This is a genomic window from Buttiauxella sp. S19-1 (assembly GCF_022134725.1).
GTDB lineage: Bacteria > Pseudomonadota > Gammaproteobacteria > Enterobacterales > Enterobacteriaceae > Buttiauxella > Buttiauxella ferragutiae.
This window is the reverse complement of sequence record NZ_JAHWLU010000025.1, coordinates 19,939-33,734: the sequence shown is the minus strand read 5'-3', so window position 1 is coordinate 33,734 and position 13,796 is coordinate 19,939. Positions and strand designations below refer to the sequence as shown.

Annotated in this window: 10 protein-coding genes; 7 read left to right on the top strand and 3 right to left on the bottom strand. The window is 51.0% G+C overall.

The features are described 5' to 3' along the window. Complete coding sequence (gene setB / locus MES37_RS08510; RefSeq protein WP_064544979.1) at window positions 1-1,182, bottom strand: sugar efflux transporter SetB; 1,182 nt, start codon at window positions 1,180-1,182, stop codon at window positions 1-3. 370 nt (window positions 1,183-1,552) lie between these two features. Between setB and fruB the strand changes: the two genes are divergently transcribed. Genes fruB through fruA form a run of 3 tightly spaced genes read left to right on the top strand, consistent with a single transcriptional unit; the run spans window position 1,553 to window position 5,329 of the window. Further along, window positions 1,553-2,686, top strand: coding sequence for a fused PTS fructose transporter subunit IIA/HPr protein (fruB, locus tag MES37_RS08505; RefSeq protein ID WP_064544982.1), 1,134 nt, complete (start codon window positions 1,553-1,555; stop codon window positions 2,684-2,686). Continuing rightward, a complete protein-coding gene (gene fruK, locus MES37_RS08500; protein ID WP_064544984.1) occupies window positions 2,683-3,621 on the top strand; it encodes a 1-phosphofructokinase in 939 nt (312 codons plus the stop codon). Before fruB ends, fruK begins: the two co-directional genes overlap by 4 nt. 16 nt (window positions 3,622-3,637) lie before the next feature. Beyond that, window positions 3,638-5,329, top strand: a complete 1,692-nt coding sequence (gene fruA, locus MES37_RS08495; protein WP_064544986.1) for a PTS fructose transporter subunit IIBC — start codon at window positions 3,638-3,640, stop codon at window positions 5,327-5,329. Between the two features lie 52 nt (window positions 5,330-5,381). Here fruA and nfo read toward each other — a convergent pair whose 3' ends face one another. Both nfo and MES37_RS08485 read right to left on the bottom strand, forming a co-directional pair. Then, window positions 5,382-6,239 carry a deoxyribonuclease IV gene (gene nfo / locus MES37_RS08490; RefSeq protein ID WP_064545109.1) on the bottom strand — a complete coding sequence of 286 codons (858 nt, stop codon included), beginning with the start codon at window positions 6,237-6,239 and terminating at the stop codon, window positions 5,382-5,384. Between the two features lie 66 nt (window positions 6,240-6,305). Further along, window positions 6,306-7,355 (bottom strand): YeiH family protein, encoded by a 1,050-nt coding sequence (locus tag MES37_RS08485; RefSeq protein WP_121815216.1) that lies wholly within the window; start codon window positions 7,353-7,355, stop codon window positions 6,306-6,308. A gap of 104 nt (window positions 7,356-7,459) precedes the next feature. Here MES37_RS08485 and yieE point away from each other — a divergent pair, with 104 nt between their 5' ends. The 4 genes from yieE to cirA all read left to right on the top strand — a co-directional run bounded on the left by yieE (window position 7,460) and on the right by cirA (window position 13,747). Beyond that, entirely contained in the window at window positions 7,460-8,326 is an 867-nt protein-coding gene (yieE, locus tag MES37_RS08480; protein ID WP_064544990.1) for a DNA-binding transcriptional regulator YeiE, read from the top strand. A gap of 170 nt (window positions 8,327-8,496) precedes the next feature. Further along, a complete protein-coding gene (locus MES37_RS08475; RefSeq protein ID WP_064544992.1) occupies window positions 8,497-9,606 on the top strand; it encodes an SDR family oxidoreductase in 1,110 nt (369 codons plus the stop codon). Window positions 9,607-9,811: 205 nt separating this feature from the next. Next, complete coding sequence (locus MES37_RS08470; protein ID WP_064544994.1) at window positions 9,812-11,281, top strand: amino acid permease; 1,470 nt, start codon at window positions 9,812-9,814, stop codon at window positions 11,279-11,281. A 495-nt stretch (window positions 11,282-11,776) separates the two neighbouring features. After that, window positions 11,777-13,747, top strand: coding sequence for a catecholate siderophore receptor CirA (gene cirA, locus MES37_RS08460; protein ID WP_237931083.1), 1,971 nt, complete (start codon window positions 11,777-11,779; stop codon window positions 13,745-13,747). The last annotated feature ends 49 nt before the right edge of the window (window positions 13,748-13,796 follow it).

Genomic DNA, 13,796 nt, shown 5'->3' with positions numbered 1-13,796 from the left:
CTAAATGTCTTTGATGCGTACCATGCACCAGGCTGTGATGCCAATCATGCCCAGCGCGATATAAAACACGGTGTGGTAGTTCCAGATTTCAGCTACCACACCGGCCATCGACCCGGCAATAATCCAGCCGACACGCGTGGTATTGGTATACAGCGTGGTTGCAGCCCCTGCCTGGCCTGGCATTAAATCCTGAAAATAGAGCATGCCGATACCCGCCAAAATGCCGATGAAAATCGCGTTCAGCAGCTGCAAAGCCAGCAGCATAAATTCGTTATGCAGCGTTAGCATACCAATGTAAAACAGCAGTCCTGCAACGCCCGCAATACGCATCAGGAAGCGCTTACCGAAGCGTTTGGCGTAGTAACCGGCAATCAGCATCGTTGGGATCTCAAGCCCGGCGGCTGTCCCCATCATCACACCCGCTAATTTCTCCGGCAGATGTAATTCATGAATGATGTAAAGCGGCATATTAATGATGTACAGGCTGTTACAGCCCCACATCATGGTGCAAGCAACAAACAGCAGTAAGGCGTCACGACGGTTACGGCGGGGGGCTTCAAGCGTGGTGGTTTTCACTGCCAATTCTTTGCGCATCGACGGTAACAGCATTCGCACCATCACACTGCACACCACAAACGCCAGTGCGGCACTGAGATACATCGCGGTAAAGCCAAACCCAAGAGCCAGTGCGTAAGCGATTGGCGGGCCAATAACCCAGGCTAGCGATACCTGCGCACGCAAAATAGAGCTGAACATCACGGCCTCGCGACCAGTGCGGTCTGCATGTTCGCGCGCCAGGGCAAACATTTGTGGGTTCGCGGTAGAGCCAAAGCTACTGAGGAAAACCCCGACAAACAGCAACACGAAATAGTTACGGTTCCAGGCAAACAGCACGCAGGCTAAAGCGCCCAATAAACAGCAAACAAAAATGAGCGATTTACGATCGCCTTTGCGATCGGAGCGGCCAGCAAGAAACTGGCTGACCAAAATACCGATAACCGCGCTGCCGGTAAAAAAGAAACCTACCATCGCCGGACGGACATGAACTTCTTCAGTCAGAAACAGGCTCAGAGTCGGGGTTTGTAATGCACCCGCAATTCCGGTCAAAAAAGCTACAATCAAAAAGGCAGAAGAAGTGATATCAAGGGGCTTGCGGGTTGCTGCTATCGGGGAGTTTTGCATGCTCTCAGTGTCGCTTATCAATGAACGCGCGGAGTTTACGCGCCTTGTCAGGAAATAAACAGTTGTTCAAATCAAAAGCAGCCCGAAAAGTTAAAACGCTGTTCCTGTTTAGGTTCAGCAAAAGCTGAAGTTTCTACATTGAGTGCTGAACGTACCGTGTCGTTGTTTGTAATTGCCGCGACTATCGCGGTAAAAATGTGCGTAACCTCTAAATTTCGGCAACGAAATCACAACATGACTTGCCTGAATCGCGGGGAATCTTCACACTCCTTGAAACGTTTCAGCGTCGTCTTATTTTGTATCAGGAGTGGGATGGCGCATTTTTTCTCATTGCAGCTGAATCGTTTCAATTCAGCAGGAGAGGAGAACCATGTTCCAGTTATCTGTGCAAGACATACATCCCGGTGCTAGTGCCGGAAATAAAGAAGAAGCGATACGTCAGGTTGCCGCAGCACTTGCGCAAGCTGGCAATGTCAGCATTGGCTACGTTGAAGGTATGCTGGCTCGCGAGCTGCAAACCTCTACTTATCTGGGTAACGGTATTGCCATTCCGCACGGCACCACTGATACCCGCGATCTAGTATTGAAAACCGGCGTTCAGGTGTTCCAGTTCCCACAAGGGATCGAGTGGGGCGAAGGCCAGACTGCTTATGTCGCTATTGGTATCGCCGCCAGCTCTGATGAGCACCTCGGTTTACTGCGTCAGCTGACACATGTATTAAGCGATGACGAGGTAGCTGAACAACTTAAAAACGCCACTTCAGCAGAAGAACTTCGCGCTTTGCTGATGGGCGAAAAACAGTCTGCATCTTTGCTGTTCGATAACTCATTACTGGCGCTGGATGTCACCGCAACCGACTTGATGACGCTGCAAGCATTAAATGCCGGGCGCATCAAACAGGCTGGTGCGGCAAACACCGAATTTGTTAGCCATGTTATTTCCAGCAAACCCCTTTATTTAGGCCAGGGCATCTGGCTGAACGACAGCACCGAAGGCAACCTTGCCAGCGCTGTCGCTATCAGCCGTCCTGCAGCTGTATTTGAAACTGAAGGCCAGCCGGTATCGCTTTTGATGACGGTTGCTGTGGCCGACGATCAACCCTTACAGGTCCTTAACCGCCTGAGCGACATGCTGATCAACAACACGGCTGACCGCTTGCTGAACGCAGATGCGCCAGAGTTGCTGACGCTGCTGACCAGTGACGCAGCGCCTGCACAAAATAGCCTGAGCGCCGAATTCCAGATCCGTAACGAACACGGTTTACATGCTCGCCCGGGCACCGTGCTGGTGAATACCATTAAACAATTTAACAGTGAGATAACCGTGACCAACCTTGATGGCACCGGCAAGCCTGCCAATGGCCGCAGCCTGATGAAAGTTGTGGCGCTTGGCGTGAAGAAAGGCCATCACTTGCGCTTTACCGCACAAGGTGATGATGCTGAACAAGCGCTGAAAGCGATTGGTGAAGCAGTCGCAGCCGGTCTTGGCGAGGGGGCAGCATGAGTCGTCGCGTCGCAACAATTACTCTGAACCCGGCATACGATCTTGTCGGTTACACCCCGGAAGTTGAACGTGGTGAAGTTAACCTGGTACGTACCACTGGCTTGCACGCTGCGGGTAAAGGCATCAACGTTGCTAAGGTTCTGAAAGATCTGGGCATCGACGTTACCGTTGGCGGCTTCCTGGGTAAAGACAACCAGGATGGTTTTCAGCAACTGTTCAGCGAACTGGGCATTGCTAACCGTTTTCAGGTGGTGCAGGGCCGTACCCGTATCAACGTTAAGCTAACCGAGAAGGACGGTGAAGTTACCGATTTCAACTTCTCTGGTTTTGAAGTCACGCAGTCGGATTGGGATCGCTTTGTTGCTGATTCCCTGAGCTGGCTTGGTCAGTTCGACATGGTCTGCGTCAGTGGCAGCTTACCCGCAGGTGTTTCTCCAGAAGCCTTCACCGACTGGATGACCCGTCTGCGCAGCCAGTGTCCGTGCATTATTTTCGATAGTAGCCGCGAAGCATTAGTCGCCGGTCTGAAAGCGGCACCATGGCTGGTGAAACCGAACCGCCGTGAACTGGAAATCTGGGCAGGTCGTAAACTTCCGGATATGAAAGATGTGATTGATGCTGCCCACGCGCTGCGTGAACAGGGGATTGCTCATGTGGTGATTTCTCTGGGTGCTGAAGGCGCACTTTGGGTTAACGCATCCGGTGAATGGATAGCGAAACCACCAAGTTGTGAAGTCGTCAGCACCGTAGGTGCCGGGGATTCCATGGTCGGTGGGCTGATCTACGGCCTGTTAATGCGTGAATCCAGTGAACATACCTTACGCCTGGCGACGGCAGTTGCGGCACTGGCGGTAAGTCAGAGCAACGTCGGTATTACCGATCGTACTCAACTGGCGGCCATGATGGCTCGTGTTGATCTGAAACCTTTTAACTGACAGCAGGAGAGGAACAATGAAAACGCTGCTGATTATCGAACCTGGTCTTGGACAGGCTCGCGCTTACCTCGCTAAAACGCTGTTGGGTTCCGCAGCTCAGAAGGCGCGTCTACAGATTATCGACAACCCGAACGATGCCGAAATGGCGATTGTGGTAGGTAATGCCATTCCTGCTGATAGCTCGCTGAACGGCAAAAAGGTATATCTGGGTGATATTGACCGTGCAGTTCAGCACCCGGAACTGTTTTTAGGTGAAGCGAAAGACAAAGCCAAACCTTACACGGCACCGGTAAACGCAGCACCTGTGGCTTTGGCTAAAGGGCCGAAACGTGTGGTTGCCATAACCGCTTGCCCAACGGGCGTCGCGCATACCTTTATGGCTGCTGAAGCCATTGAAACCGAAGCGAAAAAACGCGGCTGGTGGGTAAAGGTTGAAACTCGCGGTTCGGTTGGTGCGGGTAATGCGATTACGCCAGAAGAAGTCGCGCAAGCGGATTTGGTGATTGTTGCGGCAGACATCGAAGTGGATCTGGCTAAGTTTGCCGGAAAACCGATGTACCGCACCTCAACCGGTTTGGCGCTGAAGAAAACCGCGCAGGAGCTGGATAAAGCCGTTGCTGAAGCGACACCTTATGAAGCGGTTGGGCAAAGCAACACTGCCGCCAAAGAAGGCAAGAAAGAGTCAGCGGGCGCTTATCGCCACTTGTTGACCGGTGTGTCATTCATGTTGCCGATGGTGGTCGCGGGCGGTTTGTGTATCGCGCTGTCATTTGCTTTCGGTATCGAAGCGTTTAAAGAGCCGGGTACGCTGGCGGCGGCACTGATGCAAATCGGTGGCGGTTCAGCCTTTGCGTTGATGGTTCCGGTTCTGGCCGGTTACATCGCATTCTCTATTGCTGACCGTCCAGGCCTGACGCCAGGTCTTATCGGCGGGATGTTAGCGGTTAGTACTGGTTCAGGTTTTATCGGCGGTATTATTGCGGGCTTCCTCGCAGGTTACATTGCGAAGCTGATCAGCACTAAGCTGAAACTGCCAACCAGTATGGAAGCGCTGAAACCGATCCTCATCATTCCATTGTTCTCAAGCCTGATTGTGGGTCTGGCGATGATTTATCTGATCGGTACGCCGGTTGCGAAAATCCTCGAGGGCCTGACTCACTGGCTGCAAACCATGGGCACGGCGAATGCGGTTCTGTTGGGCGCAATCCTTGGCGGTATGATGTGTACTGACATGGGCGGGCCGGTAAATAAAGCGGCTTACGCCTTTGGCGTCGGCTTGCTCAGCACTCAAACGTACGCACCAATGGCGGCGATTATGGCTGCTGGCATGGTGCCACCGTTGGCGATGGGCCTGGCAACATTTGTTGCGCGTCGTAAATTCGACAAAGCACAACAAGAAGGCGGCAAAGCGGCGATGGTTCTCGGCCTGTGCTTTATCACCGAAGGGGCTATCCCGTTCGCGGCTCGTGATCCAATGCGTGTTCTGCCGTGCTGTATCATTGGTGGTGCAGTGACAGGTGCGATTTCCATGGCGGTGGGTGCCAAACTGATGGCGCCACATGGCGGTCTGTTTGTGTTGCTGATTCCTGGCGCGATTACACCGGTTGTCGGTTACCTGATTGCGATTGTGGCAGGCACCTTGCTGGCAGGGTTGTCTTACGCCTTCCTCAAACGCTCAGAAACTGAATTAGCGGTTAAAGCGGCGTAATACACTTTACTGATTTCAAGCTCCCGGTATCCACCGGGAGCTTTTTTTTTGCTTATGCAGCAGCTTCTTGATGCTGTTGTGCTTTCAGCCACGCAATCTCTTCGGCCCAAATATCCGGGTTCGTGGTTTCCAGAATCAACGGAATTCCGTCAAAGCGGTTATCACGCATGATCCAGCTAAACGGCGTGTGGCCAATATTGCCTTCGCCGAGGCTGTTATGACGGTCAACACGGCTAGCGAAGGCACTTTTCGCGTCATTCAGGTGCATGCCGCGCAAGTATTTGAAGCCAACAATACGCTCGAATTCAGCGAAGGTTTTTTCACAATCAGCTTCAGTACGCAGGTCATATCCCGCAGCAAAGGCGTGGCAGGTATCGATGCATACGCCAACGCGTGATTTATCTTCTACGCCATCAATAATCGCCGCCAGATGTTCAAAGCGGAAGCCAAGGTTGCTACCCTGGCCTGCTGTATTTTCAATCACCGCCGTCACGCCTTTGGTTTTATCCAGCGCAATGTTAATCGACTGCGCGATACGCGCCAGACACTCTTCTTCAGGGATTTGCATCAGGTGGCTGCCCGGATGGAAGTTCAATAGTGACAGGCCCAACTGCATGCAGCGTTCCAGCTCATCAATAAAGGCTTCACGGGATTTTTCCAGCGCTTCTTCAACGGGGTGACCGAGGTTAATCAGGTAGCTATCGTGGGGGAGGATTTGGCCTGGACCGTAATGGTACTTTTCACAGGCACGTTTGAAATTGCTGATAACTTCTTCGGTCAGCGGCGCGGCACGCCACTGACGTTGGTTTTTGGTGAACAGGGCAAAAGCAGTGGCTTCAAGCTCATGTGCGCGAATCGCGGCATTTTCCAGACCACCAGAGGCACTAACGTGTGCGCCAATAAACTTCATCATTCTTTCTCCTGTCAAAACCCGCTACCGGGAAAGCGATAATGATAGCGGGTTAGGCAGGAAATATCAGGACATAAAATGATGCACGCCGAGGTTAATCGCGCCACCCCCAACGATGAGCCAGATAAACAGCACCAGGGCCATCAACAGCGGGCGCACACCGGCTTTTTTCAGCGCGCTGAAGTGGGTGGTCAAACCCAACGCGGCCATTGCCATGGCTAACATGAAAGTATCCAGTGTTATCAAGGCATTGACAGCCCATGTTGGCAGCAGGTGTAGCGAGTTAAACATCGCGACGACAATAAACAGCACTGCAAACCATGGGATAGTAATTTTACTTTTCTGCGCCTGACCTGCCGGAGCCAACTGCTTAACGCGAGCGGCCAGGAAAATCAGGAACGGAGCCAGCATCATCACGCGCAGCATTTTCGCAATTACCGCAGCATTTTCAGTCTCAGGGCTGATGGCATGACCCGCCGCCACCACTTGCGCCACTTCGTGCATGGTCGAACCGGTATAAATCCCGAAGGTTTCCGGTGTAAACCAGTGCGTCACATACGGATAAATCATCGGATAAATAAAGATTGCCAGCGTGCCGAAAATCACCACCGTCGCTACAGCTACCGTAACTTTACTGGCTTCAGCTTTAACTACCGGTTCGGTTGCCAGAATCGCTGCGGCACCACAAATACTGCTACCGGCACCAATTAACCAACTGGTTTGTTTATCCAGACCAAACACTTTCTGACCTAACCAACAGGCGAGGGCAAAGGTGCTGCTTAATGTCAGCACATCGATAATCACACCGCTGACCCCGACATCGGCTATTTGCGAAAACGTCAGTCGAAAGCCATAAAGAATGATGCCGAGGCGCAACAGATGTTGTTTGGCAAACAGCACGCCACCATCACAGTGTTGCCAGATTTTTGGGTACAGCGTATTGCCAATGACCATCCCGCATAAAATGGCGAGAGTTAGTGCTCCAAGGCCAAGGCCAGCAACGGAAGGAATGTTACCCAACCACAGTGCCAGCGCAGTAATTGCGCCTGCAAGCGCAAGACCTGGCAGGAAATGCCACAATGAATGACGATGAGTGGGAATTGATAACGTAGCCATAACCTTCTCCTTAGTGTTGGCAAAAGTGTATGGCTTGCTGGCTTAAAAATAAAATTGATTATATATTTATAACCAATCTGAATAAGTGTTAAGGCGCAATCACGATGCACATCACTCTGCGGCAACTCGAAGTTTTTGCCGAAGTCCTCAAAAGCGGTTCTACCACCCAGGCTTCACAGATGCTGTCGCTGTCGCAGTCGGCAGTAAGTGCTGCGCTGTCCGATCTCGAAGGGCAATTGGGTGTGCAGCTATTTGATCGTGTTGGTAAACGTTTGGTGGTCAACGAACATGGTCGTTTGCTGTATCCGCGCGTCGTGGGCTTGCTGGAACAGGCAACGGAAGTCGAACAGTTATTTAAAGAAGATAACGGCGCGATTCGCGTTTATGCCAGTAGCACCATCGGCAACTATATTCTGCCGGAAATGATTGCCCACTATCGCCGTGATTTCCCGGCGCTACCGTTGGAAATGAACGTCGGTAATAGCCAGGATGTGATTAACGCAGTGGCAGATTTCCGTGTCGATATTGGCCTGATAGAGGGGCCGAGCCATATGACGGATCTGGTCACCGAGCCCTGGCTTGAAGATGAGCTGGTGGTGTTTGCGCCGCCGAGTGCACCTTTCTTGCAACAGCCGATCACCCTGGATAGCCTGGCGGAACAGCCGTGGATCCTGCGCGAGAAAGGCTCCGGTACGCGTGAAATCGTTGATTACCTGTTGTTATCGCATTTGCCGCAATTCCAGCTTTGTATGGAATTAGGCAATTCAGAAGCGATTAAACACGCCGTGCGTCATGGCCTGGGCATTAGCTGCCTGTCACGTCGGGTGATTGAAGAACAGTTGGCCGCGGGATCGCTGGTGGAAGTGCCTGTGCCGTTACCACGCCTGGTGCGGACGCTGTATCGTATTCACCATCGCCAGAAGCATATATCCAACGCCTTACAGCGTTTTTTGAAATATTGCGATGAGTAAGATGGGTTTATATAAATCAATACACCGTAATTAAACGAAAGTTAATTAATGGAGTCAGTGCAGTGTAAAATACGATTAACCGTAAATCTATTTTATATTGCTGCGTTTATTGATTCGCTGTTTATAAAGCGCCACATAGTATGGCGTTTTTAAATTCAGAGTATTTCAATATGAGCAAACTACTGATTACCGGCGCAACAGGCTTTCTGGGCGGCGCTGTATTGGCGCGGGCGCTATCAGATTCATCTTTTGAATCCATTCTGCTACTGGTTAGAGCAAACACGGCTGGTGAAGGTGTCGCTCGTGTCAGAAATAACCTGGCTAATTTTGGGTGTAACGAAACACTACTCGCTAAAATTAATGAAAAAAATATATTGCTGGGTGACCTGGCTTATTCCGAAGACTTTTTGAATGATGAAAGACTTTCCTCGGTGACTCATGTTATTAACTCCGCTGCCGTCGCTTCATTTGGTGATAACGCATTAATCTGGAAAGTGAATGTTGAAGGCACACTAAAATTCGTTAAACGCATGGCTGATGTTTCTGGTTTAGTGCGCTTTGTGCATGTGGGAACTGCTATGTCTTGCGTGCCTGAGGCGGGAACCCTGGTCACTGAGAGCATGACACGTAAGCCTGAAGAAGAGCATTTGGTGCAATACACCTGGTCTAAATCCACCATCGAACAATTAATCGTCGAACAATGCCCGCAACTCCCGCTGGTGATTGCACGTCCGTCGATTGTAGTCGGCCACAGTGAAGAAGGGTGTCGTCCATCCAGCAGTATTTTCTGGGTATTCCGTATGGCTCTGATGCTTGGGAAATTCATGTGCGCGATGGAAGATAAGATTGATGTGATTCCGGTGGATTACTGCGCTGAAGCTTTGTTGTTATTAACTCAACATATTGAACTCACTGACAAGGTTTACCATATTTCTGCCGGGGATACGGGAAGTACCCGATTTGTTGAAATTGACCGCGCTATGGCAGCTGCATTAGATCAGAACCCTATTTATGCGACTTATCAGCAAGTAGATTATAGCGAGCTTGTCAAAAACCGTAGAGAATTCAAAACTATTTATGGGCCATGTAACGAGCGTCTTATGCTAAGAGCGATGCGTTTATACGGTGAATTCTCGATGTTAAATGTGCGTTTCTCGAATAAAAAACTGCTGGATTTAGGCATGTCGCCGCCGCCGCGCTTCGTTGACTACATTAATCGCTGTGTCGACACCACCCGCGATTTCAGTATCCCTGAATTAATGAAGGTTGATTTTAAATAAAATAACCCGCCAAACCGCATGGGGAATGGATTCCCGCGTAGCACGACAGCCTGGCTCACTCCCTCTTTTCATCTACTATCATAAGTGCGTTACTTATAATTCTTCTCCGATCATGAAGCTCTCTTATAACTTCGTATTTCTACTACATGTATAGGGCTGGTTTGCTACAATCGCGCCTCATTTTTTGGAAGGACCACAATTTTCTATGGTTTCTCAAGATCAAACAACACAAGCGCCTGGCTTACGACGTGAGCTAAAAGCGCGCCACTTAACGATGATCGCCATTGGCGGATCCATCGGTACCGGGCTATTTGTTGCCTCTGGTGCAACCATTTCTCAGGCGGGTCCTGGCGGCGCGCTGTTGTCCTACATGCTGATTGGTCTGATGGTGTACTTCCTGATGACAAGCCTGGGCGAGCTTGCGGCATACATGCCGGTTTCTGGTTCGTTTGCCACCTACGGGCAGCAATACGTTGAAGAAGGCTTCGGCTTCGCGCTGGGCTGGAACTACTGGTACAACTGGGCAGTCACTATCGCGGTTGACCTGGTCGCCTCACAATTGGTGATGAACTACTGGTTCCCGGACACCCCAGGCTGGATCTGGAGTGCGTTGTTCCTCGGCATCATGTTCCTGCTCAACTACATCTCTGTTAAAGGCTTTGGCGAAGCAGAATACTGGTTCTCACTGATTAAAGTGACGACGGTTATCATCTTTATCATTGTCGGCGTGATGATGATTCTTGGCATCTTCAAAGGTGCACAACCTGCGGGGTGGAGCAACTGGGCGGTAGGCGATGCGCCATTTGCGGGTGGGTTCTCCGCGATGATTGGTGTGGCGATGATCGTCGGCTTCTCCTTCCAGGGGACTGAGCTTATCGGTGTTGCTGCGGGTGAATCTGAAGATCCAGGTAAGAACATTCCACGCGCTGTGCGTCAGGTGTTCTGGCGTATCCTGCTGTTCTATGTGTTCGCGATTCTGATTATCAGCCTGATCATTCCTTATACCGATCCGAGCCTGCTGCGTAACGATGTGAAAGACATCGGCGTTAGCCCGTTCACTCTGGTATTTGAACATGCAGGTCTGCTCTCTGCTGCGGCAGTGATGAACGCCGTTATCCTGACTGCAGTACTGTCAGCGGGTAACTCCGGGATGTACGCATCGACTCGTATGCTTTACACCCTGGCATGTGATGGCAAAGCGCCACGTATTTTCTCTAAGCTGTCCGCTGGTGGTGTGCCGCGTAATGCGTTGTATGCAACCACGGTTGTGGCGGGCTTGTGCTTCCTGACATCAATGTATGGCAACCAGACCGTGTACCTGTGGCTGCTGAACACATCCGGTATGACTGGCTTTATCGCCTGGTTAGGTATCGCGATCAGCCACTACCGTTTCCGTCGTGGTTATGTGAAGCAAGGGCTGGATCTCAACGACCTGCCGTATGTTTCAGGCTTCTTCCCTGTCGGGCCTATCTTTGCCTTCGCCCTGTGTCTGATTATCACACTGGGCCAGAACTACGAAGCGTTCCTGGCCGATAAGATTGACTGGGCTGGCGTGACAGCGACCTATATCGGTATCCCGCTGTTCCTGGCAATTTGGTTCGGCTACAAAATTACCAAAGGGTCTCGTTTTGTGAAATACAGCGAAATGACATTCCCAAAAACGTTTAAGAAGTAATAAATTTCGAACCGACAATATTACAAGGTTCGTTAATAAAAAAAGGGCAACGATATATTCGTTGCCCTTTTTTATTTATCAAGAAAGCCCTTTTTTACCCTGATTATCTATTGGATATTCCTTCGCCGTACCGCCGTTTCTTGGGTATCAGTCGGCAATATGCAGCCGCAATTGCTCGATAAACACTATCTGCGTAAGCACGGTAAAAGCGCCTATTACGGTCAATAAATAGCGGTCAATAATTCACTTCACAATGGCGGATGACACTTCGTTTATCCGCCCTACAAACCCCGTTCCTGCCGTTACAACTGCACTCGATACCTTACAAAATTTAACAATTTGATTGATAACCATTCTCGTTTAATTTATGGTGTCGCCACGCTTTACCCCGGCTGGATGTCGGTGAGTAAGGTTCGACGTCGTTTGCCAATGTAGCGGGCGACGCACCAAGGAATGTGAGCCTTTTAGCTTGTAATTCACCTCATGGAGAAAGGAATGTTAAGGTTGAATCCCATCGTCCGGGGAGGACTCTGCGCGTCAATAATCACCGCTGCGTTTCCGGTAATTGCCGAACAACGTGAAGACACGATGGTGGTGACTGCGTCTGCCACCGAGCAAAACCTCAAAGATGCCCCAGCCAGTATTAGCGTTATTACTCAAGAAGATCTGAAGAAAAAGCCTATCCAGAACCTGAAAGATGTTTTGCAGGAAGTTCCTGGTGTGCAATTGACCAACGAAGGGGATAACCGCCAGGGCGTCAGTATTCGTGGTCTGGACAGCAGTTACACGCTGATTCTGGTGGATGGCAAGCGGGTGAACTCGCGTAATGCCGTCTTCCGTCATAACGATTTTGACCTGAACTGGATCCCGGTTGATGCCATTGAACGTATCGAAGTGGTACGTGGGCCGATGTCTTCACTTTACGGTTCCGATGCGTTAGGCGGCGTGGTCAACATTATTACGCGCAAAGTGGGCAAGGCCTGGCACGGCAACGTGACGGCAGATACCACCATTCAGGAAAATCGCGATCGCGGGGATTCTTATAACAGCAACTTCTTTGCCAGCGGCCCCATCATCGACAACCTGCTCGGCGTCAAAGTTTACGGCAACCTTGGCAAGCGCGAAAAAGACAAACAAGAATCTTCCAGCACCAGTACTACGGGTGAAACGCCGCGCATTGAAGGCTATACCACGCGCAGCGGCAGTGCGGAATTTGCCCTGACGCCAACCGAAAACCAGGACATGAGCTTTGGTTATGGTTTTGACCGCCAGGACCGTGATTCTGACTCGCTGAATAAAAACCGTATGGAGCGCCAGGATTACTCGATTTCCCATAACGGGCGTTGGGATTACGGCAATACCGAACTGCGTTTTTATGGCGATAAAATCGATAACCTCAATCCAGGCAACAGTTCACCTATCACCTCGCGCAACAACAGCCTCGATGGCAAACTGGTGCTGCCTTTGGGCGACATCAACCAATTACTGACCTTTGGCGGCGAATGGCGTCACGATAAATTAACTGACCCAGTTAACCTCACCGGCAGTAACAGCAGCGAAACCTCTGCCAGCCAGTACGCCTTGTTCCTGGAAGATGAATGGCGGATTTTCGAACCGCTGGCGTTGACCACCGGCGTGCGTATGGACGACCACGAAACTTACGGCGATCACTGGAGCCCGCGTGCTTACCTGGTGTATAGCGCGACCGATACCATCACCATGAAAGGCGGCTGGGCAACGGCATTTAAAGCGCCATCGTTGCTGCAACTGAGCCCCGACTGGACCAGCAACTCTTGCCGTGGCTCTTGTAAGATTGTCGGCAGCCCCGATCTGAAACCAGAAACCAGTGAGAGCTTCGAGTTCGGTCTGTATTACGCAGGCGATGAAGGTCTACTGGATGGTGTGTCTGGCAGTATCACCACCTTCCAGAACAACCTCGACGACATGATTGATATTGACCGCACGCAGAACCGTGCACTGGCGCCGTCGTATCCAAACTTTGTTGGTTTTGACAGCGCGGGTCGGCCAATTTTCAAATATTACAACGTTAACAAAGCGCGTGTTCGTGGCGTAGAAACTGAGGTGAAAGTACCATTCAACGATCAATGGAAATTGACGCTGAATTACACCTATAACGATGGGCGAGATTTGAGTGGCGGTGACAATAAGCCGCTGGCTTCACTGCCATTCCATACCGCCAACGGCACGGTGGATTGGTTGCCGCTCGATGACTGGTCGTTCTATGTTTCTGCGAACTACACCGGCGAGCAGCGTGCCACGACTGATGGCGCACCAACACCTGGCGGTTATGTGGTGTGGAATACCGGTGTGGCATGGAAGGCGACGAAAGACATCAAATTGCGCGCGGGTGTGCTGAACCTCGGCGATAAAGATTTGAGCCGCGACGATTACAGTTATAACGAAGATGGTCGTCGTTACTTTATGGCGGTGGATTACACGTTCTGATTTTCCCCCCTCGCCCTTTGACCTTCTCCCTCTCCTGTGGGAGAGGGCC

Excerpts from the sequence above, each read along its gene's own strand:
- setB (WP_064544979.1), bottom strand. The coding sequence starts at position 1,182 with ATGCAAAACTCCCCGATAGCAGCAACCCGCAAGCCCCTTGATATCACT.
- fruB (WP_064544982.1), top strand. The coding sequence starts at position 1,553 with ATGTTCCAGTTATCTGTGCAAGACATACATCCCGGTGCTAGTGCCGGA.
- fruK (WP_064544984.1), top strand. The coding sequence starts at position 2,683 with ATGAGTCGTCGCGTCGCAACAATTACTCTGAACCCGGCATACGATCTT.
- fruA (WP_064544986.1), top strand. The coding sequence starts at position 3,638 with ATGAAAACGCTGCTGATTATCGAACCTGGTCTTGGACAGGCTCGCGCT.
- nfo (WP_064545109.1), bottom strand. The coding sequence starts at position 6,239 with ATGAAGTTTATTGGCGCACACGTTAGTGCCTCTGGTGGTCTGGAAAAT.
- MES37_RS08485 (WP_121815216.1), bottom strand. The coding sequence starts at position 7,355 with ATGGCTACGTTATCAATTCCCACTCATCGTCATTCATTGTGGCATTTC.
- yieE (WP_064544990.1), top strand. The coding sequence starts at position 7,460 with ATGCACATCACTCTGCGGCAACTCGAAGTTTTTGCCGAAGTCCTCAAA.
- MES37_RS08475 (WP_064544992.1), top strand. The coding sequence starts at position 8,497 with ATGAGCAAACTACTGATTACCGGCGCAACAGGCTTTCTGGGCGGCGCT.
- MES37_RS08470 (WP_064544994.1), top strand. The coding sequence starts at position 9,812 with ATGGTTTCTCAAGATCAAACAACACAAGCGCCTGGCTTACGACGTGAG.
- cirA (WP_237931083.1), top strand. The coding sequence starts at position 11,777 with ATGTTAAGGTTGAATCCCATCGTCCGGGGAGGACTCTGCGCGTCAATA.